Below are 20,934 nucleotides of genomic sequence, written 5' to 3'. Positions count from 1 at the left end.
TCTTTCCATGAACATGCGCGAAATACAGAAAATGCAGCAGAAGCTGATGAAGATGCAGGAGGAGCTAGAAGCTAATCTGTTTACTGGTACTGCAGGTGGCGGTGCGGTTACAGTCATTATGAGCGGTAAATATGAGATTACCAGCGTCAAAATCGATCCTGAGGCGTTTAGTGCGGATGATATTGAAGAGCTAGAGGTAATGGTGAAGGCAGCTGCCAAGGATGCTCATGATAGAGTGACCGATGCGCAGCAGAAGCTTGTCAACAGTGCCACTGGTGGAATGAAGATTCCTGGAATGTTTTAAAAATGAGTGATGTCGCAGCTCCTGTGGCGGCTCTGGTTGAAGAACTATCCAAGCTGCCTGGGGTCGGTGTAAAGACGGCGCAACGCCTGACCTTTTTCATCTTACGTAGCCCAACAGATCAGGCTCGACGTCTGGCAGAGGCTATCATACGCGTCAAAGAAAGCATTGTCTACTGTTCGCGCTGCTATAATATTACTGAGACCGATCCGTGCTCTATTTGTAGTAATCCGGGTCGCGATCAAGATAGTATTTGTGTGGTAGAGGAGCCGCTCGATGTGCTGGCCCTTGAGAAGACGGGTGTCTATAAAGGATTGTACCATGTCTTGCATGGTGCGCTTTCGCCACTAAATGGGATCGGGCGGAAAGATATTCGTATCGATGAATTGCTGAAACGTTTGGTGGATGGCTCGGTTCACGAGGTGATTCTCGCGACCAACCCGGGTTTCGAGGGCGATTATACGGCTGGTGTAATCAAGGACGATATCAAGAATAAAATTACGGTCCCACACATGAAAGTTACGACGTTAGCGCGTGGCTTACCATTGGGAAGCGATCTTGAGTATGCGGATGAAGGGACACTGAGCCGGGCCCTGGAGGGGCGTCGCGAAATGTAATTGTACAGAAACGTACAAATAAGGGGATGTCTATACGGACATCCCTTTTTCCTTTATCGGGCCATGATCCCATCCCTTTTTAGACGTGCACACAACTTCTTACCTTTGTAGCGTCCCTGTTGATGTAGCTTGACACATGTAGCGCCTCGTGGTACACTTGTTCTACTTTGTACGAAAACGGCTGAAAGGGCATAATTATTTCCGCTTTTTCGCCCTCACAAAGAATAGATAGTATAGAAACACTTCCAGAAGCGACAGGGGCGAACCTTCCAACCATCGTAGAGCTATCAATAAGTCTTTATGATGGACCATAGATGATCCTGTGCGCATTGTGAAATAGAGAATGTACCATCACTTAGAGACCTTTGAGTGGATTGAAAAAAGGAGGAGCAGGGTCCTTGGATCATGGGTGAGTGAAGAACTCGCTTATGACTATACTCTGCGGAAGAGAAAGAATGCCAATTAGTAAGAAGGAAAAGAACGCCGCTATTGTTGCTGGTTCAGGTGCCAATACAGCGGGAATGTCTGATCGTGAGAAAGCTATAGATCTGGCACTGGGACAAATTGAGCGCCGCTTTGGTAAAGGCGCCATCATGAAGCTCGGCGATTCAGCAAAGGTCCATATTGAGGCGATTTCAACTGGTTCCGTTGCATTGGATCTGGCCCTGGGTATTGGTGGTGTACCACGCGGTCGTATTACAGAGATTTATGGCCCTGAGTCCTCTGGTAAGACAACTTTGTGTCTGCATGTGATCGCGAACGCACAGCGCAATGGCGGTTTCGCAGCATTTGTGGATGCAGAGCATGCACTTGATCCCAGCTATGCAACAAAATTGGGCGTCGATACCAAAAATCTCCTCATCTCTCAGCCGGACACCGGTGAGCAGGCGCTCGAAATTGTGGACTCTCTGGTGCGCAGTAACGCAATTGATGTTGTCGTTGTAGACTCGGTAGCCGCTTTGACTCCCCGTGCTGAAATTGAAGGCGAGATGGGCGATTCCCATGTTGGTTTGCAGGCACGTTTGATGAGTCATGCACTGCGTAAACTGACCGGTGCGATCAGCAATTCTCATACCACTGTTATCTTTACCAACCAGTTACGTGAGAAGATCGGTGTGATGTTTGGTAATCCAGAGACCACTGCTGGTGGTAAGGCGTTGAAGTTTTATGCTTCTGTCCGCCTCGATATTCGCCGTACAGATTCGATCAAGCAGGGTCAGGATGTGATGGGCAACCGTACCCGCGTACGTGTGGTAAAGAACAAAGTTGCGCCACCATTCCGCACAGCAGAGTTCGATATTATGTATAGCGAAGGTATTTCGCGTGAAGGCGGTCTGATCGATCTGGGCCTGGAGATGGGCCTGGTGAAGAAGAGCGGTGCCTGGTTTACGGTGGGCGATATTCGTCTGGGTCAGGGACGTGAGAATGCCAAAGAATTCTTGCGCCAGAACAGCGATGTGGCAACCGCGATTGACGACCAGATCCGAGGCAACATGCTGGCCTTTAAGGCTGCTGAGGCCGAGGTTGTCGAGGACGCTGATGAGGACTCGGAGGAGGTTGTACTGGCTGAAGCGGGGATTGAAGAAGTGTAAATTTATCTGTTGCAGGAAAATATGCCCAACACATTTTCCTGCAACAGATAAATACCCTCTTAGATTTCTTCATCACTATATTCTTCAGGATGCAGGATCTGCGGTAGTTTTTGTTCGAGTTGCGGTAAGTCAAGGTGGACTAGCGGTCGCTCGGTTGTAGAGAGAAATGGATCAAGCTCTTCTCCCTCAATCATAGGTGGTTTTACCGTGTCCTCGACAGGCTGACGCTGGCGTTTACGCCACCAGGCCGTGTACAATGCTGGATCAATCGGATTTCGTTGTCTATTCTGCTTTGTATGCTGTTCCCAATCCTGTACTGCCTCATCCAATGGGATTTCATATCCTGCTTTCATGCTCATATCCCACTTGTGTTGCATGATAGCGAAGTATGCCTGCATAGGATCTTCCTCGCTGGTCAGCCTCTGGCGCAGAAGCAGAATGGTGGGTAGATGATATCGTTCGTACCAGTCCTGCGCTGCCTCCTCGATACTGACCGCATAGTCCTCATTGCGGCTCATGATTTCCTGATGTCCGACGATGAGATTGTAGAAGCGACGTGCATGGGAGCGTGGAATGGTAATGTGGAGCATGTCATAGATACGCTGCTGATACCAGACAGGCCTGACAGGTATGATTTCACGCATTAGACTGTTGGCTTTTTCTGCCAATGTACTCTGCCAATCTTGCACTGTGCTCATAATGAGATGTGTTTGATAGAGTGCGCTAGGATCATGCTCACCGGTGATATGAGCATGTTCACGCCGTACTATGCGATAGCGCTGTCGAAAATATTGATAATCCTCATCATCCAGGACCTGTACATCTTCTGGCAAGCCTTTCGCCTGACGTAGATCTTCCGCCTGCCAGGAGAGTGACTCTCCAAATTGGGCCAGATCTTGTTCGCGTAAGCCTTCAGTAATGGGTCCGGGAAAGAGTTCCACTGTTTCTGCATCAGCCATAATGCCCAGAATATGTCGTCCATCAATGCGCAGGAGGGCATTAGCGAGCGAGGGATCACCCCAGTAGACCCCATGTTCATGTAATTCGACCATCAGCGTGGCAACTGCAGCGAGCATCCGTTGTTTGGTACGTCTGGTGAGCGGCAAGCGATACAGGAGGACGTGTGGCACGACGCGTGGAGCCAGACGCGTTACCGTATAACCATTATCGGCATTAATATACTGTCGCATACCGCGCATGCCTGGCACCTCGATAGCTATAGGTGGCTTGGTCACATGTACTGTCCCGATCGGGTTGAGGGTTGGAATGCCCCGTTGCTCAATCACCTGAAGGTTGCGGATCTCCTTCTCAGCCATATGCGGTGTTGTTTCTTTGATAGCATAGCGTACGCCCTCGCGCTCAACAAAGATCACTGGATGTCGTGAATCGCCGCGTCGCACCAGCAGTAATTCTACCCCGTTTGTTTCCCATTCTTCTAATTGTGTCTCCCAGGGCAATTTTTCCAGGCGCTGGCGATCTACATCCCCCATCATAAATGTTACTTTAATTTGCTGCGTATTAATAGTGCATCCCCTTTGGTGCTCAAACAAGACAGCTTCATACCTCGACTTTGTACATTTTTAGGCTTGTGAGCCTGAGAAAAAGGGCGAGTGCGACGCATTTTCGAGCTCACGTTTTCAAAATTGTACAAAGTCGAGCATAGATAACCAGTGAATATGTTAAAGTGATGATAGCATGCTTGAGTTCAGCAATGCAAACTCACACAATAAATCGTCATGAGTGTATGACCAGTGAAGGTCAGAAAGGTTGTTTGAGCAATGGGGACATTGGATCTATTTCGTTTGGACGGCAAGACGGCAATTGTGACTGGTGGTGGGCGTGGGTTGGGACAGTATTTCGCGCAGGCATTGACTGAGATGGGAGCGCGTGTCGTGCTGTGTTCACGCAAGCTCTCCTCGTGCGACGCGGTGCGTGCAGAAATCGAGGCTAATGGCGGTGAGGCATTGGCTCTGGCATGCGATGTGACGAATCCAGAGGATGTGGAGCGGGTGGTAAGAACAACTCAAGAACGCTTTGGTGTTATTGATGTCCTGATCAATAATAGCGGCACGACGTGGGGAGCCCCTCCCGAAGATATGCCGCTGGAGAAGTTCGAGCAAGTATTGGATGTCAATGTTAAAGGAACATTCTTGATGAGTCAGCAGGTGGGGCGGGTGATGATTGCGCAGGGACAGGGCGGAAAGATTATCAATATCGCTTCCGTGGCTGGCCTGACGGGTGGCAATCCCAGGTATTTGCAGGTAGTGGGTTATCATGCCAGCAAGGCGGCCGTGATTAATATGACACGCGATCTGGCAACCAGTTGGGCGCGCCACAATATTACAGTCAACGCCATTGCTCCGGGCTGGTTCCCCACGCGCATGTCACAGGCCATCCTCGCGCGTTATGAGCAGGAAATGCTGGCGGATATTCCATTAGCCCGCTTCGGCACCCCTGATGATATCAAAGGCGTCCTGGTCTTTCTGGCATCACCCGCCGCTGCGTATATCACGGGTCAGACTGTGGTTGTCGATGGTGGCGCGATGGCCTGGTAATGTCTGTAAATGGAGTAAAAATCGAGCATGTTTGAGAATGTCATCGTCTTGCGCCCCGTGGAATCATCTGAATATGCCACCCTGGTACCGCTGTTGTTAGAGGCTGATGAGGATGAGGCGCGTATCCTCTCTTTGCTCGGCGATAGTGCCCATACGTCGTATATCGTCTGGCACGAGCACGCTGTCGTGGGTGCTGTCGTGATGCGTTGGGGCGAAGTTGACAGTGAAGTGGAGTATATTCAGATTGCCCCCGAGCGGCGACGTCAGGGCTATGGTCATGCGATCATGCAAAGGATTGTAGAAGAGGCGCGGCGACGTGGCAATGTGGCTGTACTCGTCGGGACTGACAATACATCCTTACAGGCCATCTCTTTCTATCAGCAGTGTGGTTTCCGCATGGATCATGTTCGACTGGATTTCTTTGCCTATATCCAACCGCCCATGTATGTCAATGGTTTAATGATCCGTGACATGCTCGTGTTACGTTATCGGCTCTAAGCACTTCAGGCTACGAGTTGTTTTTGCCATTGTGGACCATCAATGCGCTGGTGTAGCTACGTTCAGGACAGATGATTTCGTAGCTATACCGGTGTGCAATACAAACGGTTGTGGGATGTAATGAATATCCTTTCACTTATTGCGGCGTTTATCTTCCGCAAGAGGCGAGATGAGATAGCGTGGTTGAAGCTGAATGCTTGCTTCACCGATATTCTTATTATACTGATGTTTCAACATAATATGGTAACTTGCTATGGAAATAGCCAGCATGCACTAGAGGCAGGTGGTAGAGAGGTATCTTTTTTCTGTTTATGATCGCCGGGAGGTATGCCGTTGCAGGCAACATTTCTCTTGACGCCTACGAGTCGTCGCGTTATCATCTTTTATAGAAGCAAAATTTCGTAAAGGTATCTTTTGTTCTCATGATGAAGCATTTAGAAGGACGCAATCTGGCCCATCCTGGCTGTTTGATTGGCGTGACACTTGGTTTGATTGTTGGTATGGTGCTGGCAGGTGTGCTGGCAGCGGTATTTAATGTAGCCTTTAATACGGTGGTGTTTACCTTTCTGGCAATCACCGTCGGATTAGGTCTGGTGGGTTGGATCATTGGGGCATATCTGACAACGAAGCAGCAACTGGCTGCTCAGCGTGCGCAATATGCGGCGGCTAATGCTCAGAATATCTCTACTGATACGGCGCTCAATGAAGCGTCAGGTACCAGAAATGATGCCGTAGATAGATAGGACAAAGAAAAGCAGCAGAACGATTTGTTCGCGATACGATAATAGAGTGAGTGTCACTGATCAGTATTGTGGTGCTGACGAATATGATTTGGAATCTTATACCATTTTGTGGTATAGTATCTCATACTCAGATCTCCTCAATATGTTGAGCGGGGGGCGCTGAGCGTCGAGCAATGAAGCTCATGGGCAAAGACGCATGTGGATAACCATATCGTGGTCGTTATGGTATTTTACCTGCTTCCATCGATATGAAAGTCCCTCTTGTTGTGTACTGTTTGCTTGATGGATACGAACAGTAACACCGACCAGCAGTAGAGGAGGCTCTTGATGTCCAATGAATTTCAGCGACCTGTTTCTGTCGATTTTGCCCCTCAGGGTAGCCATTGTGAATGGTGTGGTAAGCCTGCGGAAAGGCAACTGACCGCGATTGGTGGTTTGTACCATAATGAAAGTGGCACGTTCTGCCAGCCGTGCGGTGAAGAGTTTACTCAGGGGGTTGCAAACGCTCTCAGTGCCACTGTAACGGCAGCGACTTATGTGCGCCAACAACACCAATAAACGTCAGGAGCACAAGTCTCTTCTCGTCTTCCTGTAAGCTCTTCTTGCATTGCTCACTCAGATGATAAAGAGCTGATAACACAACAAGCAGGGACTGGTATCACGATGCCAGTCCCTTTTTTATCGAGCCTTCAGCGTAAGGGTAGCCGTTTATACATAGCGTTTCATATAGTTTGTGACATCAAATGGCTGGGATTCCTGGACGATTTGATGGGCTGCCTGGTCCATTGTCGTGCGATCTTCCTGGTAAAAGATGCCGGTATATTGCTTCTCTTTTTCCATTGCCAGCGTGATGGCCTCCGCCTTATTATGCATATCATGCGTGCTAGAGATGGGTGTGACCGCAGCATCCCAGGCATCGAAGGTATGATAGAAGGTGGGGCAAGGACTGAGCACATGAATAAAGGAGAAACCTTTGTGTTCAACACCTTGTTTAATCAATAGAGCAAGATCTTTGGGTTTGGCCGAGTAGCCACGAGCCACAAAGCTGACATTTAGCGAGAGTGCAGTGGCAATAGGATTAAACTGCGACGCGAGCAGGCCATAAGGTGTAGACTTCGTGACGTGTCCATGAGGTGACGTGGGTGAAGTCTGGCCCTTGGTTAATCCATAGATCTCGTTATCCATCACTACGACAGTGATATCTATATTGCGGAGCGCGGCATGGATTAAATGGCCCGCGCCGATGCTGAAGAAATCTCCATCACCACCCACGGCAAGAACCGTAAGATCGGGACGTGCCATCTTTAATCCCTGAGCGACTGGTAGCGCACGCCCATGTACACTATGAAAACCAAATGTCTTCATAAAGTGTGGGAAGCGACTGGAGCAGCCAATACCTGAGACCACCACTGTCTGATCCGTTGGCAGTTTCAGCTCAGCCAGACCACGGAAGGCTGCGTTGAGCACTCCGAAGTCGCCGCAACCTGGACACCAGGTCGGCTTGACCTCGCTTTTATAGTCCTTGGGCGTTGGATTGATCAGTGTTTGTGTCATGATTAGCAAACCTCCTCGATTGCTTGTAAGATTTCCCCTGCTGTAAATGGAATTCCACCAAATTTATTAACACGTATCGCTCGCAGACCATATTTCGCGCCTAATAGATTAGCAAGTTGTCCTGAATAATTATTTTCGGGCACGATAATCTTATCAACTGAGTGAATAAAGGCCTGAATGGCTTTATCGGGGAGTGGTGATAGGATTTTTAGATGTAGTGCTGCAACCTTAAGTCTTCTGGCACAGGCACGATCTACCGCTTCCTGAATGGTTCCTTCTGTGGAACCCCAGCCGATGATGCCAATGGTAGCATCAGTTGTGCCATAACGCTCAGGTTGTGGTAGCTCTTCCTGAGCTGTTTGTAGTTTGCGGAAACGTTTCTCCATCATGGCTGTATGGTCTTCTGGCTCATAATTGGGATGTCCCATTTCATCGTGTTCCAGTCCAGTTGCCACATAGGCTGGAGCGCCTGTACCAGGGATGCTAATCGGCGAAATGCCTGTATCAGTATAGGCATAGCGAGCATAGGGACGCGCATGAGTCCCTGTGACGCCGGCACCCACTAACAACTGCTCGTTGGCGCTCGTTTGATCCCCATGCTGATGACCATTGCTGGCATGCTCGGACTGGGATGAATACTGCACGCGTTCCTGAATCTCAGGCATCGTAAAGATATGGCTATCAACACTTTCCACGCGTGCCGTGAGTGACTGATCCGTCAGGAATAGTACGGGCATTTGATAGCGGTCAGCCATAGCAAAGGCCTGGATAATCAACTCATAGCAATTTGCCACATTGGAAGGGGCGATCACGATACGTGGAGTATCACCGTGTCCCGCATTTAACGCGAAGCTCAAATCGGACTGTTCCATCTTTGTCGGCATGCCTGTGCTGGGACCAGCGCGTTGAGCATCCACAATCACTGCTGGCAGCTCAGACATCGAACTGAGGCCAATCAACTCGGTCATCAATGAGAAACCAGGACCAGATGTTGCCGTCATTGACCGCACACCACCATAGGAGGCGCCCAATACTGATGCCAGCGCTGCAATCTCATCCTCCGCCTGCAGAAACGTTCCACCAATCAGTGGTAACTCCTTTGCCATCCCCTCCATAATGTCACTGGCGGGTGTAATTGGGTAGCCAGCGAAGAAACGGCATTGGGCTGCCAGCGCGCCAGCCACGACTGCCTGATTGCCATTAAGCACTACACGACTCATCTTCTCTACCGGACCAAGCTGATAAGGATCTTGTTTCGTCAATTGTTCTGTCACATAGCGCTTTGCCACATCCAGGGCCAGCAGGTTTTTCTCCATCAGTGTTGCATTGGCCTTACGTGAGCGCGAGAGCTTGGATTGTACCACCTGGATGATTGCCTCGATAGGAGGGCCAAACAGGCCGCAAATGGCACCAAGCATCACCATATTTTTGGTCTGGAACAGCTGAATCTCTTTACGTGCGATCTCATTAAAAGGGATGGCATACGTGACGCAATCACTACTTTCAGGAGTAAAGTCGGATGGATCATAGATCAGCACACCACCGTGACGCAGGTCACCGATATTGCGCTCATAAGCCTCATGATTCAAGCAAATCAGTACATCGGCATAATCGCCCATCGACTTCACCGGATGATCGCTAATACGGACCTGAAACATACATGGGCCGCCGAGAATCTCAGCTGGAAACGTCCTGAAGGTATAGACATGGTACCCCCAGCGTGCGGACGCCAGCGCAAGGATATCACCACCGGAGATGGTCCCCTCGCCGGATTCACCACCGATCCGAATCGTTACCTCATTCATCATCGAATGCCCCCTGGAAACACGTTGACCGCGCTACACAACTGAGCACAGTGCGGTGAAGACAATAATCTGGTTTGTGCTAAAGAATGGGGATGTTTGTTTGGTTGTAGACATAGTGACATCTAAATATCTCTGCGTGCGAATATGAGAGATACATGCTCTGTGATGTCGTATTCTTCTTCCACGTGCCAGCCAGTAGTGAACGGAATATATCTGCAAGTGCATAATACCGAAACCATTTCTAGCTGACTGAGCATAGACATCCTCAATCCAACTGTCCGTTTCTATCAACTTATAAGGTTGAAAGTAGCACTTAACTAATAATATTATAGCACACGCTATGGATGAGTGTGCGCGAAAAAAAGCGAGTTCCGTTCAAAATAGCACGCTGTTATCTCTTAAGAGCTGAAATAGATGTATGGAAGAGTGAAAAATTCATGGTAAACCCCTTCACAAACACCATCAGTTATGGTACAATGCTATCCGCAAGGGCCTATAGCTCAGCGGTTAGAGCAGTCGGCTCATAACTGATTGGTCGCTGGTTCGAATCCAGCTGGGCCCACCAATAAGCATTTAAAGCCAGCCTGACACATGCATGTCAGGCTGGCTTTTTGCTGTTGAGTACTTGTACCATGTGATTACAGGAAGCGAGCGAGAAAGCCCCGTCCATTCATGGCGGGGATGAATCGCTGTTCCTTTGACGCTATGGTGGGAGTGCAAGTACATGCCTTGTGCCCCACCTGTTCAGGTGGATGGGTTGCTTCTGGCTTCGCTGACATTAGTACTATTAATCTATAAAAGGCTATCCATAAAGGAGATCTCGTTACACAATTGATTATATATATTTACGATTTTGGATTTGCGTGATATTTTTTTCTCATTTCTAGAAATGGCAGAAGAGAGCTTACATCAATGAAATGGTATCCATATGGTCATGACTTTGGGAATGCGGAAATTGGTGGCGTAACGGTCATCAATGGCAAAACCGTCTCGCTAAGCATTCCTACCGCGTTTGCTAAGGTTGATACGACGGCACTCCGCAATCTGGGTGTCAATGTTGAGCAAACCAATGTGCACGTAATGCAATTTGTGAATGAAGAGACAGCCTACGCGATTGGCGATCTTGCTTTGCAGCAGTCAATCGAAGTATATAATGGGCGTGGTGATATTCAACGCTATGCGAGTAAATTTAGCTTGCGTGGCTTGTTGACTATCGCAGCAACTCTGATTCCAGATGCTGAATTTGGTATTTATGTCGTGGCTGGTTTGCCTGCTGAAACCTATATCAAAAATGCCGCCCTGCGTGCTGCGATTAAAGAATCTCTGGATGGCACCTACCTGTTTACGCTTAACGACGAAAAAACTCCCCGGCGCGTCGTCGTTGAGGTTGCGACGGTTGTGATGGAAGGTGCTGGCGCACTGATTGCCTATAATGATCGCTCAGCAAATGGCTTTACTGAGAGCGCGGTTATTGACATCGGCGGTCGTACGACGGATCTGTATGTCGCCCGCGGTCAGGTGCCGGTTGTTGAATATTGTAAAGGTAAGCCTGTCGGCGTTGAGACAGCGACACAAATGCTGATGGATTCCTTTGAGAATAAATATGATCGTCCATTGTCTCTGTTAGAGGCTCGTGAGATCATGCATGCGCATGCAGCGCAGGCTCAAGGCGAAATTACACGCTATCCTGAAATTTCATCTTATGGCCAAACCATTGGGCATTATGATCTTGAACGTCTGGTCAATGAGGCTGTGGCGCAGGTGGGTAGCGAAATTGTATCCTTTGTGGCTTCCGCCTGGCGTCAAAGTGATCGTGATGCCGTGGCCGCTAGCTTTAAACCGGTACTCAATATTGGCGGTGGTGTCTATTATTTCTATTCCTTCTTAAAGAAGCGTATTCCTCACCTGTCACGCCCTGACGATCCCAGTCATGCCAATTGTATCGGATATTGTACGTTGGCCGGTCGTCTGTTGATCCGTAAAGTTCAGACTGGCAGTACAAGTGGTGGAACCAATACAGGCAGTAGTGTTGGGAATTCTACCAGTATGCGTACTTTTTGATACTTAAGGCTGATTGATTGATAGGGGAGAATCATATGACACAATCTTCATCAGAAAAATTTTTGCATTTTACAGTTGGTCTGTTGAAGGACTCTGAAGCATTAGAGGCATTGAGGCAGGATGCCGTTAAACACCATATGATTGACAATCCAGGGCAGTTGATTGCGCTGCGCCTGACTGAATATTATGACATGATGAACCGGGGAATTGTGCAGCCGGTCATTCAGGTACCAGCCGTCGTATCAAAAAGCGAGCCGGTCGTCCAGCCTACAGCAAACTCATCGCCGTCGCCCGTCCATCCAGTGGTTACACCGGTTCAAATGCCAACGCCAACATCGACATATGAGGCGCCAGCTCCGCGACCCGTTCAGCCTGTTCAGCCAGCGGTTAGATCAATGTCGCCATCAAATTATGGCAGCAATAATGCTCCTGCTCCTTCTCAAGTCACAGGACGTATGCGTGCGTTAATGAAGGATGGTGACACTATTGTAACTACCTCTAATAATGCTGATCAAAATGCAGATGATGCTGCTGATTACTGGTCACTCTTATAGTGTTTCCTTGTTCTTTGCTATGCACATACGTTAGCCAACAGGGAAGCGCAATCAGCCTGCTGAGGAGCGGAGGAACGAATGAGTATTCATTGTTCCTCCACTTTTTTATTGGTGGGAATGACACAAAATGTGTATCTTTTGTCTACGTAGCCTGCTCTGACTAATCGATAGCGATCATATTGGCGCTCTGGCGTTTGGCGACGGCAAAATGCAAAGGATAGGTAATAACCAGTGAATGAAATGCCCCATTGCGTTCCTGAGAGAAGTGATAGGTGACATCATGATCGCTCTCGGGGACGAATACGTTCTCGCTAACTGGAAGCAGTGTAATTTCTTTAACACCTTTGCGTAGCAGGATGCGTTCCTCGCGCTCAAATACCTCGATATGCGAGCCCGGCATGTCGTAATGTCCAACGATCTTTTGGAGCGAGATGATTTCTCGTGAAAGCTCTTGTCGTGTGATCGGCGCAAAATCAATATACTGTGCCGCCAGCTCCAGGGCGATACGCTCCGTTGAGAATTCCCTGCTATTGCTAAGGATGATGATGGTAAGATCATCTTCGAGAAAGCGGGCGACGAGGGTACGATATCCATTTGCCCAGCCACCGTGGCAGGTGAGGGACTTCCCGCGATAGGTTGAGAAGGACCAGCCAAAACCGTATTCTACACAGCGCCCATCGGGTAAGCGAAGGGGAGTAAACATCAGGCGCTGCGTTTCTGCATCGACCAGCGTGTGATTATGCAGAGCACGTTCCCAGAGCACCAGATCATGGAGTGTAGATTCCATTGCGCCGGAGGAGTGCGTGCTGATATTGCTGACATAGGGGGCCGGGACAATCGTTTCATCCTGCGTAATATAGCCACTGGCACGATTGGGAATGATTGGTGTGGTGCATTGGAAGTAGGAATTTTGCATGCCTAATGGTTTCAGGATAGCATAGCGTATAAATTCTTCATAGCGCATCTGGGTCACTTGCTCGATAACTAATCCCAGCAGGTGGTAACCGGAATTGCCATAGAAAAAATCTGTGCCCGGCTCAAAGAGCAAGGGAATATGTTTGAATAATGCGATAACCTCTTCTAATGAGAGATGTTGCGCGGCACGGTTCTGAAATTCGGCTAATTCAGAGACATTGATCAGTCCTGACGTATGGCTCAAGAGATGGCGTAAGCGTATCTCCTGCCACGCGGAAGGGCATGCTGGAAGATGGAGCGACAGGTGATCCTCAATATTGAGCCTGCCTTGCATTTGCAAAATCAGGATCGCCATCGCCGTAAATTGTTTGGTCAATGAAGCAATGCGGAAGACAGTATTTGGTGTAACGGGAACGTTCCATTCCAGCGAAGCCAGTCCATAACCCTGGTTATGCAACAATGTACCCCTCTGTATGATACCGATTGCTGTTCCTGGTCCATTTGCCTTGAGGCGTGCCTTTACCAATGTGTTGATAGTCTGTCTCATGACGTACTCCTTAACGAGTAAGAGAATAAAAGGCAGGCTATATGTATTGTCTTTTCCCACCGGCACTGGTTGGGTGCTTGTTTTGGCCTTGCTGGATGTGTGGGTAGCCAGATGCGCCGAAACAAAGCCTCTTCGTTATTGTTATACATGCCCATCGTGATGGAGCATGGAAAAGCAAGGGGAAATGCGCGACGCTGCGTCCAGAATATCTGCAGGAGGAGTGCACACGATTGATCTGTCTCTGATATTGCTTTGAGTTGTAGAGAGCAACCAGTCCAGACCTGTGGCTCCAGACCTCGCAGATTACGAAGAATAAGACACTGAACTATATCCTGTCCTGAAGCATACTCGATTCTTCTTTGAAAAGCAACCGTCCAGTTCGGACATGGCGACCGCATATAGTTACTTCTTCCATATTTCTCCTGCAGAATAAACACTTGACAAACGAAATACATCTATATTAACACTAGTCCTACAGTTGTAGATGACTGGCGAGAGCGCATCGGCGCTTGTAATGACAAAGCCGTGCAAGAGCTTGATGCGTGCGTCTATTCATAGCGCAAGACGTCAAGAGGGCGTACGTGTACCGTGCGCCAGGAAGCGAGCAAGGAGGTAACCGTCACCAGCAGGATTGTGCCTACGACCAGACTGGTAAGCAGCCATCCATTGGGTGCAAAGCTCAAGACGACCGGCGCGCCTATGTGACTCAACTCACTGGTTGTTGCGCGCAAGAAAAGATTGCCGAAGAGATTGGCGAGCAGGGCTATCAGTACGATGGCCAGGGTCGCACTGATGCCCCCGATGATGCCGTACTCAAACAGCATTTCCCCCCATAGCATCTGCTGGGAATAGCCAAGGGCTTTCAAAATCCCCAGTTCCCGGCGGCGCTCGAATAAGTCCAGCACGACCATGTTCGCCATGATGAGCATACCAGTCAGAAGCACGAAGCTGGCAATCACTGTGAAGATCCAGACAATGCTGGATAGTCCTTGAAGGTAACTGTCAATGCCGCTGGCTGGCGTTGGCACAAAGGTAATACCGGGCAGTGCATTATCAAGCGTTGTTTCCGTTTGTGCTACCTGCGCTGGATCGACCTTCAAGTAGAAGACGGTTTGCGCCGTGGTCGGGGCCAGCGTTGTTACGACCGACTCCGGGGTCAAAATGGGCGATACCTGCGTCAGCGAGATGTCCGCTGTGGTGTATTCTCCAACGACGGTTAAGGTGGGACTAGTCCTGCCCTCCGCGCTCGTCACAGTCAGCGTGTCCCCAATGCTCAGGGAGAAGGTGTTGGCCTGCGGGAGAGTATAGGGAATGAGCACATGATTGGTCCCGGCGTCGCTCGTATTCAAGGTTCGCCCGGTGACGATATGAATGAAGCGTGGATCAGGGCTGTGCTGATTGGCGAGATCATAACCCTCAACGCCATCGAAGTTGCGCTGCACCACAGCCTGCTGATTGAGTTGGGTGAGCGGAAAAAAGTGTTGCCAGGACTGGCCATTGATCGTTACAGGGGATGTGGCCGCAACTGTTGTGGAGGAAGAGGTCAGCAGACCTGGCAGCGTGGTCAGTTGTGCTTGTATCGCTTGTGCCTGATTGCGCGGAAGTTTGACGATCACATTGTAGGAAAGCCTTTGATTCATCGTGGTGGCGAGCTGGCTTTGCAGACCTTGATTCATAGCTTGAAGACTGCCAATCACAAAGACCCCCACAAACAGGATCAGAACCAGCATGGTTGTACGCATGGGCCTTCTTCCGAGATTGCGTAAAGCCATTTTGGTGTTGATCTTCCAGCTCTGAGGCAACACCTTCATTCCCAATGCGAGGCAGAAGAGAGCCAGAACTACGCCTCCTATGAGCGGGAAGAACACACAGAGTAGCGCCGCGCATACTATGCCAGCGAACATGCCTGTCAGGTACTTCATGCTATACTGTTCCAGGATGGGAAAAGCACTGACGCCCCAGATGAGTGGGCGAATGCCCAGGCTCAGGAGTGCGAGGAACAAGACTGCTCCGCAGACGCCCGCACAGGCCAGCAACAGGTTCTGCAAAAGAATGCTCGCCAGCAGACAAAACAGGAGGACCACCAGGCTGTACAGCGCAAACGTCAGGCTACGGTTGCTGGCCGAATCGCTGTTTGAGCCTTCGCGCAGAACCGTAATGGGGCGGATATGCGCGGACTGGACAATGGGCACCAGCCCAAAGCTGAGCGCCGTGAATGCGCCCAGGGCAAGACCACCACCAAGCGTCAACGGGTCAAGTTGAAATGGCACCAAGAGCAATCTGGTTACTACTCCATAGCTGATACCCACCGATATCCCGGTTCCAAGTATGCCGCCGAGCAAGCCCAACACGCCCGTTTCTATCCCAAAGAGGAGCGCGAGACTGATCCGGCTATAGCCCACCGTCTTGAGCATTGCAATCTCTAGTGTGCGCCGGGCAAGTAACACGCGCATGGTATTCATAATGCCCAGACCAGCGATAAAGAGGGCGAGCAGACCTGCCAGTTGCTGCGATTGCGTCTCCGAGTTGGTGAAAGACTGCACATGCTGTTGCACCTCGGCCACCGTTTGGAAAGAGGCAGGTGGCAAATGTCCTTGCTGAACTTGCTGCTGGAGTACGCGCAGTGTCTCATTCGTATGAGCCTGATCTTGCGTGGTGATATCGACACTTTCATAGGTCACGGGCAACGTTGGATTGGCCGCCTGGTACGCGGCAAACGAGGTCAGCACAAATGTATTGCCTGCGGGGTACATGCCAGTATTGGCGATCACACCGGCTATGCGCGCATGAAGCGTCCGCGCCGCCGCGCTCTGCTGCGCTGATTGGATCTGCAGGTCAAATGTATCGCCGAGTTGCATGTGGTAGTGTGTGAGAAAGGTCTGCGTGACTACTACCTGATTGGCTGTCAAAAGTGTTTTCAGTGATCCCGAGGCAGGCGAGACGAAAGTGGGCCTGGCTACCAGGGGAAAATGCGCTGGATCGACAACCTGCACCAGAAGCCCATTCGCTGGCGCGGACTGAGTACCGATGGTGCCCTGTTCCAGGTTGACTGGAGTATAGTCCTGAATCAATTGTTCGTTTTTGAGTTGCGCGAAGGACGTGAAGTTGCCTGGGATAAAAGGCATATTGTGGTTCGCCGTCCGCACGGAAATGTCGCCTCCATTGGCCGTACGGGCGTTGTTTACATAGGAGTTGGTCGCCATCAGTCCAATTGACTGAATCGCTACAACTGCCATGACTCCGATCGCGATACAGAGAATCGCCAGCCGCGTGGAGCCGCCGCCGCGCCGCAACGAGCGCAACGGATAGGTGACAAAAAGAGCTGCTTTCATTGCACGCGCGCTCCATTCTGCTCGTGAATGCCTGCGATCACGCCATCCCTCATCCGTATGACACGATCGGCATGCGCGGCAACGGTCGCATCATGTGTGGCAAGAATAAAGGTTTTTCCCGTCTGCGCTCGCAGATCCGCGATCAGCTTGAGCAGCTTCTGGCCGTTCTGCTCATCCAGGTTTCCCGTTGGCTCATCGGCAATGATCAGGGCTGGATCAGCCGCCAATGCTCGCGCAATCGCCACGCGTTGCTGTTCGCCCCCGGAAAGCTGCGCGGGCCGGTGCCCCAGGCGATGTGAGAGTCCGACGAGGTCCAGAAGCTCTCTGGCACGAGCTGAGGGCAAGCCTGGATGTTTTCCCACATACAGAGGGATCTCGACATTTTCTTGTGCGGTCAGCGTAGCAATCAGGTTATAGGCTTGAAAAACCATGCCGATCTTGCGATTGCGTATCGCAGCTAATTTGCCCTCAGACATCCGCGTAATATCAATGCCATCCAACACAATGTGTCCACTTGTCGGCGTATCAAGCCCGGCAAGAATGCCAAGGAGTGTACTTTTGCCAGAGCCAGATGGCCCGACCAGTGCCAGCAATTCTCCTCGTTTCACGGTCAAGGTGATGCCTTTGAGAATGTCAATCTGTTCACGTCCTAGGGAGAGACGCTTCATGATGGAAGATACCTCCATCACGTCAGGAGATAGGTACGGATCAGAGAACATGCCCCTCTCTTGTTGTTCGTTCACGGTATCTTTCGCCTTTCTTTTTCATTTATGCTGGCCAGTTCATGTATCATGCCATTTTCCATCTTGCTCCATCTCTCCGTTTTTTGCCCAGGTATGGAATTGGTGCCAACGGAAAGATCGTTGGACTGGACTGAGGAAGAGTATACTGCTGTTTCCTGACAAGACGCTGACACACGTGTTTTGTCCTGGCTGCGGAGATAGCGCTACTTCTCTCCTCTCAGCACCTTGCGGTAATCATCCAGGGAACCAGGCAGTGCTCGTTCGGCCTCACCCTCCAGGCGGCGGCTCTGATGATGCCAGACAATGAACCAGATAAAACTGACGATTCCCGCTCCTACCGTGGTGGCGATTCCAATGGGTCCACTGAACTGATGCATGACATTTCCCAAGAAGTAGCCTGAGAGTCCCACAAGACTCGCCCATACCACGGCACCGCTCGCATTGCAGAGCAAAAAGGTGGGCCAGCTCATGCGGTTCGTTCCCGCCAGGAAGGCTGCCCAGGCGCGCAGGACCGCCACAAAGCGTCCAAAAAAGACAACCTTGCCACCATGCTTGAGAAACAAGTAATGGCCCAGTTTGAGCTTGCGCTCATCAAGGTGGATGTAATGCCCATAGCGGCGGAGTAAGCGGTAACCAGCTGTACGTCCGATCCAGAACCCCAGGTTATCGCCCAGGATGGCACCGCCGACTGCGGCGGTAATGACCCAGGGAATGGCGAGTTGATGCGTCATTCCGGCGGCAATGGCAGCAATAAGGAGCATTGTTTCGCCCGGAAAGGGGATGCCAGTGCTCTCAATGGTGACAAAGAGCAAGACTGCTCCATAGCCATAGGTGGCGAGAAGCTGCGTGAGTTGTATTCCATTCATCGAAAACCTCTTTCTAGTTGCTGATCCTGACTACTCATTGATGTATTCGGAGAGAGCATACTCGTTTCTTCTGACACCATGCTGACATCTCTGCCCTCTTCTTGTCAGCACGGTGTCAGGTTTTTGAGGGATAATAGAGGAGAGACAGAAAGGAAAGGGAACGAGAGCGATGCGCATTCTTCTGGTTGAAGATAATCGGCGGTTGAATCATGAACTTCAGATGAGCTTAGTTGACGAAGGCTATGCCGTTGATCCAGCGTATGATGGCGTGGAGGGGCAGGCATTGGCTGAGTCTACTTCCTACGATGTGCTCATCCTCGATATTTTGTTGCCAGGCAAAGACGGACTGGAGGTGTGTCGAGATCTTCGACGTCAACACTTCAATACGCCGATTCTCCTCTTAACCGCGCGCGATACGGTGGCCGATCGTGTGCGTGGTTTGGATAGTGGTGCTGATGATTACCTGGTCAAACCTTTTGCCCTGAGCGAACTGCTGGCTCGTCTCCGGGCTTTATTGCGTCGCAATGGAGCGGAGAAAAGTGCCGTCCTGCGTGTGGGTGATCTGAGTTTCGATCCCGCAACCCATGTGGTTGAGCGAGCGGGGCAACGCATCGAGCTCACGCCACGGCTCTTTTCCCTGCTCGAATATTTGATGCGCCATCCCAACCAGGTGCTGACGCGCGAAATGATTGCGAACCATATCTGGAACTATGAATTCACTGGGACCTTGAATGCCGTTGAGGTCTGCATGCGCCGTCTCCGCTGCCAGGTTGATGAAGCGTTTCCTATTAAATTGCTCGAGACGGTGCGTGGTGTAGGCTATCGCTTGCATCCACCAGAGTGAAGAGAAAGAGAGGAGACAAGCAATGCGCGACCGTCATAGGAAACAACCAGAGCGTCACAATCAAACGCTCTGGCAACAAATGTATTTCCATCTGAGCAGTATACGTATCCGACTGACGCTCTGGTACATCGTGACAATCACATCTGTTCTCTTGCTTTTTGGGGGGTTATTGTATAGCACCATCGCCAAGATGCTGCCATCATCTGCTCCTGGTGACCTTCTGCCAATCGCGCGACAAATTTTCTTGCTGGGTCTGGCGATCCTGCTGTTCACTGCTGCCAGTAGTTATTGGCTAGCGAGCAGAGCCATGCGTCCAGTCCGGCTGATTACCCGCACGGCTCAGGAGATTGGGCGGACGGACCTCAGTCGGCGCTTCCATCTCACCAGTCGCGACGAATTGGGCGAATTGGCAGGCACCTTCGATGAAATGCTCAATCGCTTAGAAGCCGTCTTGAGCCGCCAACGCCAGTTTACCGCCGATGCGAGCCATGAGTTACGGACCCCACTCAGTATTCTCACGCTCGCGACAAACCGAGCCTTGTCTGGGGGGAGCAAGCCAGAAACCTATAAACAGGCGCTCGACACAATCGCAGCGTACCGACAGGAGTTCTCCCTGATTCAAGCCGAGACAGATCACATGACCCGTCTGGTCAACGACCTGTTGCTCCTCGCGCGAGCCGACATCGAGCAAACCATTCTCACCCCGGCCTCGGTGGATATGAGTGAAGTGACCCTCGAGGTGGTGGAACGATTTGCGACCCTGGCTCGCCAACGAGGCATAGATCTGAGTTTTGGGGAATTTCCTGAACTGTGCGTACATGGAGATCGTCTGCTTCTGACCTTGATGGTGACCAATTTGATTGATAACGCGCTCAAATATACCTCTGGGATCGGTAACCGCGTCTTTGTCGAAGGGAGCACTGCGATGCGAGGAGAAAAAGCATGGGGCCGGATATGGATAGAGGATAATGGGCCAGGAATCGCTGAGGAACATCAGAGCTATCTCTTTGAGCGCTTTTATCGTGTAGATGCAGCACGTTCACATGCATCTCTCCCAGTGGAGGAAGAAGGCATCCAGAAAGAAATAACGAGTGGAAGTGGACTGGGCCTGGCAATCGTGCAGTGGGTGGCGCAAGTTCATCAGGGCGAAATTCGTCTCCGCAGCACCGTGGGACGCGGCTCCTGCTTCGAAATCTGGTTGCCGCTGGTGGACGGTTCTGACTCTGACGAGGGCGGAAGAAAAGATGCTCTTTATTTACAACTGTAGGACTAGGCCACTATGAGAGTGTCAGCCTCCCGTGGTCTCCACGGTCTCTGTGCATGAGTTTTCGCACCTGCGGTGCTCAAACATCTTTTTATTGTGTAGTGCAGGAAAGGTGCACAGCACCTTTCCTGCACTACACAATA

Annotated in this window: 18 protein-coding genes and 1 tRNA gene; 12 read left to right on the top strand and 7 right to left on the bottom strand. The window is 50.6% G+C overall.

Annotated features, from left to right (window positions below; all coding sequences use genetic code 11):
• Positions 1-7 precede the first annotated feature (7 nt).
• The 3 genes from F1593_RS22065 (at position 8) to recA (ending at position 2,510) form a co-directional block, all read left to right on the top strand.
• Positions 8-304, top strand: a complete 297-nt coding sequence (locus F1593_RS22065; RefSeq protein WP_149403726.1) for a YbaB/EbfC family nucleoid-associated protein — start codon at positions 8-10, stop codon at positions 302-304.
• A gap of 2 nt (positions 305-306) precedes the next feature.
• Positions 307-918 carry a recombination mediator RecR gene (gene recR / locus F1593_RS22060; RefSeq protein WP_149403725.1) on the top strand — a complete coding sequence of 204 codons (612 nt, stop codon included), beginning with the start codon at positions 307-309 and terminating at the stop codon, positions 916-918.
• 521 nt (positions 919-1,439) lie between these two features.
• Positions 1,440-2,510 carry a recombinase RecA gene (gene recA, locus F1593_RS22055; protein ID WP_149403735.1) on the top strand — a complete coding sequence of 357 codons (1,071 nt, stop codon included), beginning with the start codon at positions 1,440-1,442 and terminating at the stop codon, positions 2,508-2,510.
• A 59-nt stretch (positions 2,511-2,569) separates the two neighbouring features.
• On the opposite strand, the gene F1593_RS22050 is transcribed toward recA, so the two are convergent.
• The gene (locus tag F1593_RS22050) at positions 2,570-4,003 is read right to left on the bottom strand and encodes a DUF4032 domain-containing protein (protein ID WP_149403724.1); all 1,434 of its coding nucleotides are present in this window, start codon (positions 4,001-4,003) and stop codon (positions 2,570-2,572) included.
• Between the two features lie 285 nt (positions 4,004-4,288).
• Between F1593_RS22050 and F1593_RS22045 the strand changes: the two genes are divergently transcribed.
• From F1593_RS22045 to F1593_RS22030, 4 genes are all read left to right on the top strand, one after another.
• The gene (locus F1593_RS22045) at positions 4,289-5,065 is read left to right on the top strand and encodes an SDR family oxidoreductase (RefSeq protein WP_149403723.1); all 777 of its coding nucleotides are present in this window, start codon (positions 4,289-4,291) and stop codon (positions 5,063-5,065) included.
• Positions 5,066-5,092: 27 nt separating this feature from the next.
• The gene (locus F1593_RS22040) at positions 5,093-5,563 is read left to right on the top strand and encodes a GNAT family N-acetyltransferase (RefSeq protein WP_149403722.1); all 471 of its coding nucleotides are present in this window, start codon (positions 5,093-5,095) and stop codon (positions 5,561-5,563) included.
• Positions 5,564-5,985: 422 nt separating this feature from the next.
• Complete coding sequence (locus tag F1593_RS22035; RefSeq protein ID WP_149403721.1) at positions 5,986-6,306, top strand: hypothetical protein; 321 nt, start codon at positions 5,986-5,988, stop codon at positions 6,304-6,306.
• A 327-nt stretch (positions 6,307-6,633) separates the two neighbouring features.
• Positions 6,634-6,864 carry a hypothetical protein gene (locus tag F1593_RS22030; protein ID WP_149403720.1) on the top strand — a complete coding sequence of 77 codons (231 nt, stop codon included), beginning with the start codon at positions 6,634-6,636 and terminating at the stop codon, positions 6,862-6,864.
• Positions 6,865-7,014: 150 nt separating this feature from the next.
• On the opposite strand, the gene F1593_RS22025 is transcribed toward F1593_RS22030, so the two are convergent.
• Positions 7,015-7,860, bottom strand: coding sequence for a 2-oxoacid:ferredoxin oxidoreductase subunit beta (locus F1593_RS22025; RefSeq protein WP_149403719.1), 846 nt, complete (start codon positions 7,858-7,860; stop codon positions 7,015-7,017).
• 2 nt (positions 7,861-7,862) lie between these two features.
• Positions 7,863-9,668: a 2-oxoacid:acceptor oxidoreductase subunit alpha gene (locus F1593_RS22020; protein WP_149403718.1), complete on the bottom strand. Its 1,806-nt coding sequence runs from the start codon at positions 9,666-9,668 to the stop codon at positions 7,863-7,865.
• 486 nt (positions 9,669-10,154) lie between these two features.
• Here F1593_RS22020 and F1593_RS22015 point away from each other — a divergent pair.
• From F1593_RS22015 to F1593_RS22005, 3 genes are all read left to right on the top strand, one after another.
• Positions 10,155-10,230: transfer RNA gene (locus F1593_RS22015), tRNA-Ile, on the top strand.
• 347 nt (positions 10,231-10,577) lie between these two features.
• Positions 10,578-11,726, top strand: coding sequence for a ParM/StbA family protein (locus F1593_RS22010; protein ID WP_149403717.1), 1,149 nt, complete (start codon positions 10,578-10,580; stop codon positions 11,724-11,726).
• 35 nt (positions 11,727-11,761) lie between these two features.
• Positions 11,762-12,280, top strand: a complete 519-nt coding sequence (locus F1593_RS22005) for a hypothetical protein (protein ID WP_149403716.1) — start codon at positions 11,762-11,764, stop codon at positions 12,278-12,280.
• 160 nt (positions 12,281-12,440) lie between these two features.
• On the opposite strand, the gene F1593_RS22000 is transcribed toward F1593_RS22005, so the two are convergent.
• The 4 genes from F1593_RS22000 to F1593_RS21985 form a co-directional block, all read right to left on the bottom strand.
• The gene (locus F1593_RS22000; protein WP_149403715.1) at positions 12,441-13,742 is read right to left on the bottom strand and encodes a serine hydrolase domain-containing protein; all 1,302 of its coding nucleotides are present in this window, start codon (positions 13,740-13,742) and stop codon (positions 12,441-12,443) included.
• A gap of 548 nt (positions 13,743-14,290) precedes the next feature.
• Complete coding sequence (locus tag F1593_RS21995; protein WP_149403714.1) at positions 14,291-17,074, bottom strand: ABC transporter permease; 2,784 nt, start codon at positions 17,072-17,074, stop codon at positions 14,291-14,293.
• Positions 17,071-17,742 (bottom strand): ABC transporter ATP-binding protein, encoded by a 672-nt coding sequence (locus F1593_RS21990; RefSeq protein ID WP_235932664.1) that lies wholly within the window; start codon positions 17,740-17,742, stop codon positions 17,071-17,073. The genes F1593_RS21995 and F1593_RS21990 overlap by 4 nt, the downstream gene beginning before the upstream one ends.
• A gap of 278 nt (positions 17,743-18,020) precedes the next feature.
• Positions 18,021-18,683 (bottom strand): DedA family protein, encoded by a 663-nt coding sequence (locus F1593_RS21985; protein WP_149403713.1) that lies wholly within the window; start codon positions 18,681-18,683, stop codon positions 18,021-18,023.
• 169 nt (positions 18,684-18,852) lie between these two features.
• On the opposite strand from F1593_RS21985, the gene F1593_RS21980 reads away from it, so the two are divergent.
• Positions 18,853-19,527 carry a response regulator gene (locus F1593_RS21980; RefSeq protein WP_149403712.1) on the top strand — a complete coding sequence of 225 codons (675 nt, stop codon included), beginning with the start codon at positions 18,853-18,855 and terminating at the stop codon, positions 19,525-19,527.
• Between the two features lie 22 nt (positions 19,528-19,549).
• Positions 19,550-20,794: a sensor histidine kinase gene (locus F1593_RS21975; protein ID WP_149403711.1), complete on the top strand. Its 1,245-nt coding sequence runs from the start codon at positions 19,550-19,552 to the stop codon at positions 20,792-20,794.
• The last annotated feature ends 140 nt before the right edge of the window (positions 20,795-20,934 follow it).

Origin of the sequence: Dictyobacter arantiisoli (assembly GCF_008326305.1) — a bacterium.
Lineage (GTDB): Bacteria > Chloroflexota > Ktedonobacteria > Ktedonobacterales > Ktedonobacteraceae > Dictyobacter > Dictyobacter arantiisoli.
The sequence above is the reverse complement of the archived record's forward strand: the minus strand, read 5'-3'. Positions and strand labels throughout refer to the sequence as shown.

Bases quoted from the DNA above. Each gene is read 5' to 3' on its own strand.
- F1593_RS22035 (WP_149403721.1), top strand. From the start codon at position 5,986: ATGATGAAGCATTTAGAAGGACGCAATCTGGCCCATCCTGGCTGTTTG.
- F1593_RS22005 (WP_149403716.1), top strand. From the start codon at position 11,762: ATGACACAATCTTCATCAGAAAAATTTTTGCATTTTACAGTTGGTCTG.
- F1593_RS22045 (WP_149403723.1), top strand. From the start codon at position 4,289: ATGGGGACATTGGATCTATTTCGTTTGGACGGCAAGACGGCAATTGTG.
- F1593_RS21980 (WP_149403712.1), top strand. From the start codon at position 18,853: ATGCGCATTCTTCTGGTTGAAGATAATCGGCGGTTGAATCATGAACTT.
- F1593_RS22010 (WP_149403717.1), top strand. From the start codon at position 10,578: ATGAAATGGTATCCATATGGTCATGACTTTGGGAATGCGGAAATTGGT.
- F1593_RS21995 (WP_149403714.1), bottom strand. From the start codon at position 17,074: ATGAAAGCAGCTCTTTTTGTCACCTATCCGTTGCGCTCGTTGCGGCGC.
- F1593_RS22050 (WP_149403724.1), bottom strand. From the start codon at position 4,003: ATGATGGGGGATGTAGATCGCCAGCGCCTGGAAAAATTGCCCTGGGAG.
- F1593_RS22065 (WP_149403726.1), top strand. From the start codon at position 8: ATGAACATGCGCGAAATACAGAAAATGCAGCAGAAGCTGATGAAGATG.
- F1593_RS22040 (WP_149403722.1), top strand. From the start codon at position 5,093: ATGTTTGAGAATGTCATCGTCTTGCGCCCCGTGGAATCATCTGAATAT.
- F1593_RS22020 (WP_149403718.1), bottom strand. From the start codon at position 9,668: ATGATGAATGAGGTAACGATTCGGATCGGTGGTGAATCCGGCGAGGGG.
- F1593_RS21975 (WP_149403711.1), top strand. From the start codon at position 19,550: ATGCGCGACCGTCATAGGAAACAACCAGAGCGTCACAATCAAACGCTC.
- recA (WP_149403735.1), top strand. From the start codon at position 1,440: ATGTCTGATCGTGAGAAAGCTATAGATCTGGCACTGGGACAAATTGAG.
- recR (WP_149403725.1), top strand. From the start codon at position 307: ATGAGTGATGTCGCAGCTCCTGTGGCGGCTCTGGTTGAAGAACTATCC.
- F1593_RS22030 (WP_149403720.1), top strand. From the start codon at position 6,634: ATGTCCAATGAATTTCAGCGACCTGTTTCTGTCGATTTTGCCCCTCAG.
- F1593_RS21985 (WP_149403713.1), bottom strand. From the start codon at position 18,683: ATGAATGGAATACAACTCACGCAGCTTCTCGCCACCTATGGCTATGGA.
- F1593_RS22000 (WP_149403715.1), bottom strand. From the start codon at position 13,742: ATGAGACAGACTATCAACACATTGGTAAAGGCACGCCTCAAGGCAAAT.
- F1593_RS22025 (WP_149403719.1), bottom strand. From the start codon at position 7,860: ATGACACAAACACTGATCAATCCAACGCCCAAGGACTATAAAAGCGAG.
- F1593_RS21990 (WP_235932664.1), bottom strand. From the start codon at position 17,742: ATGAAGCGTCTCTCCCTAGGACGTGAACAGATTGACATTCTCAAAGGC.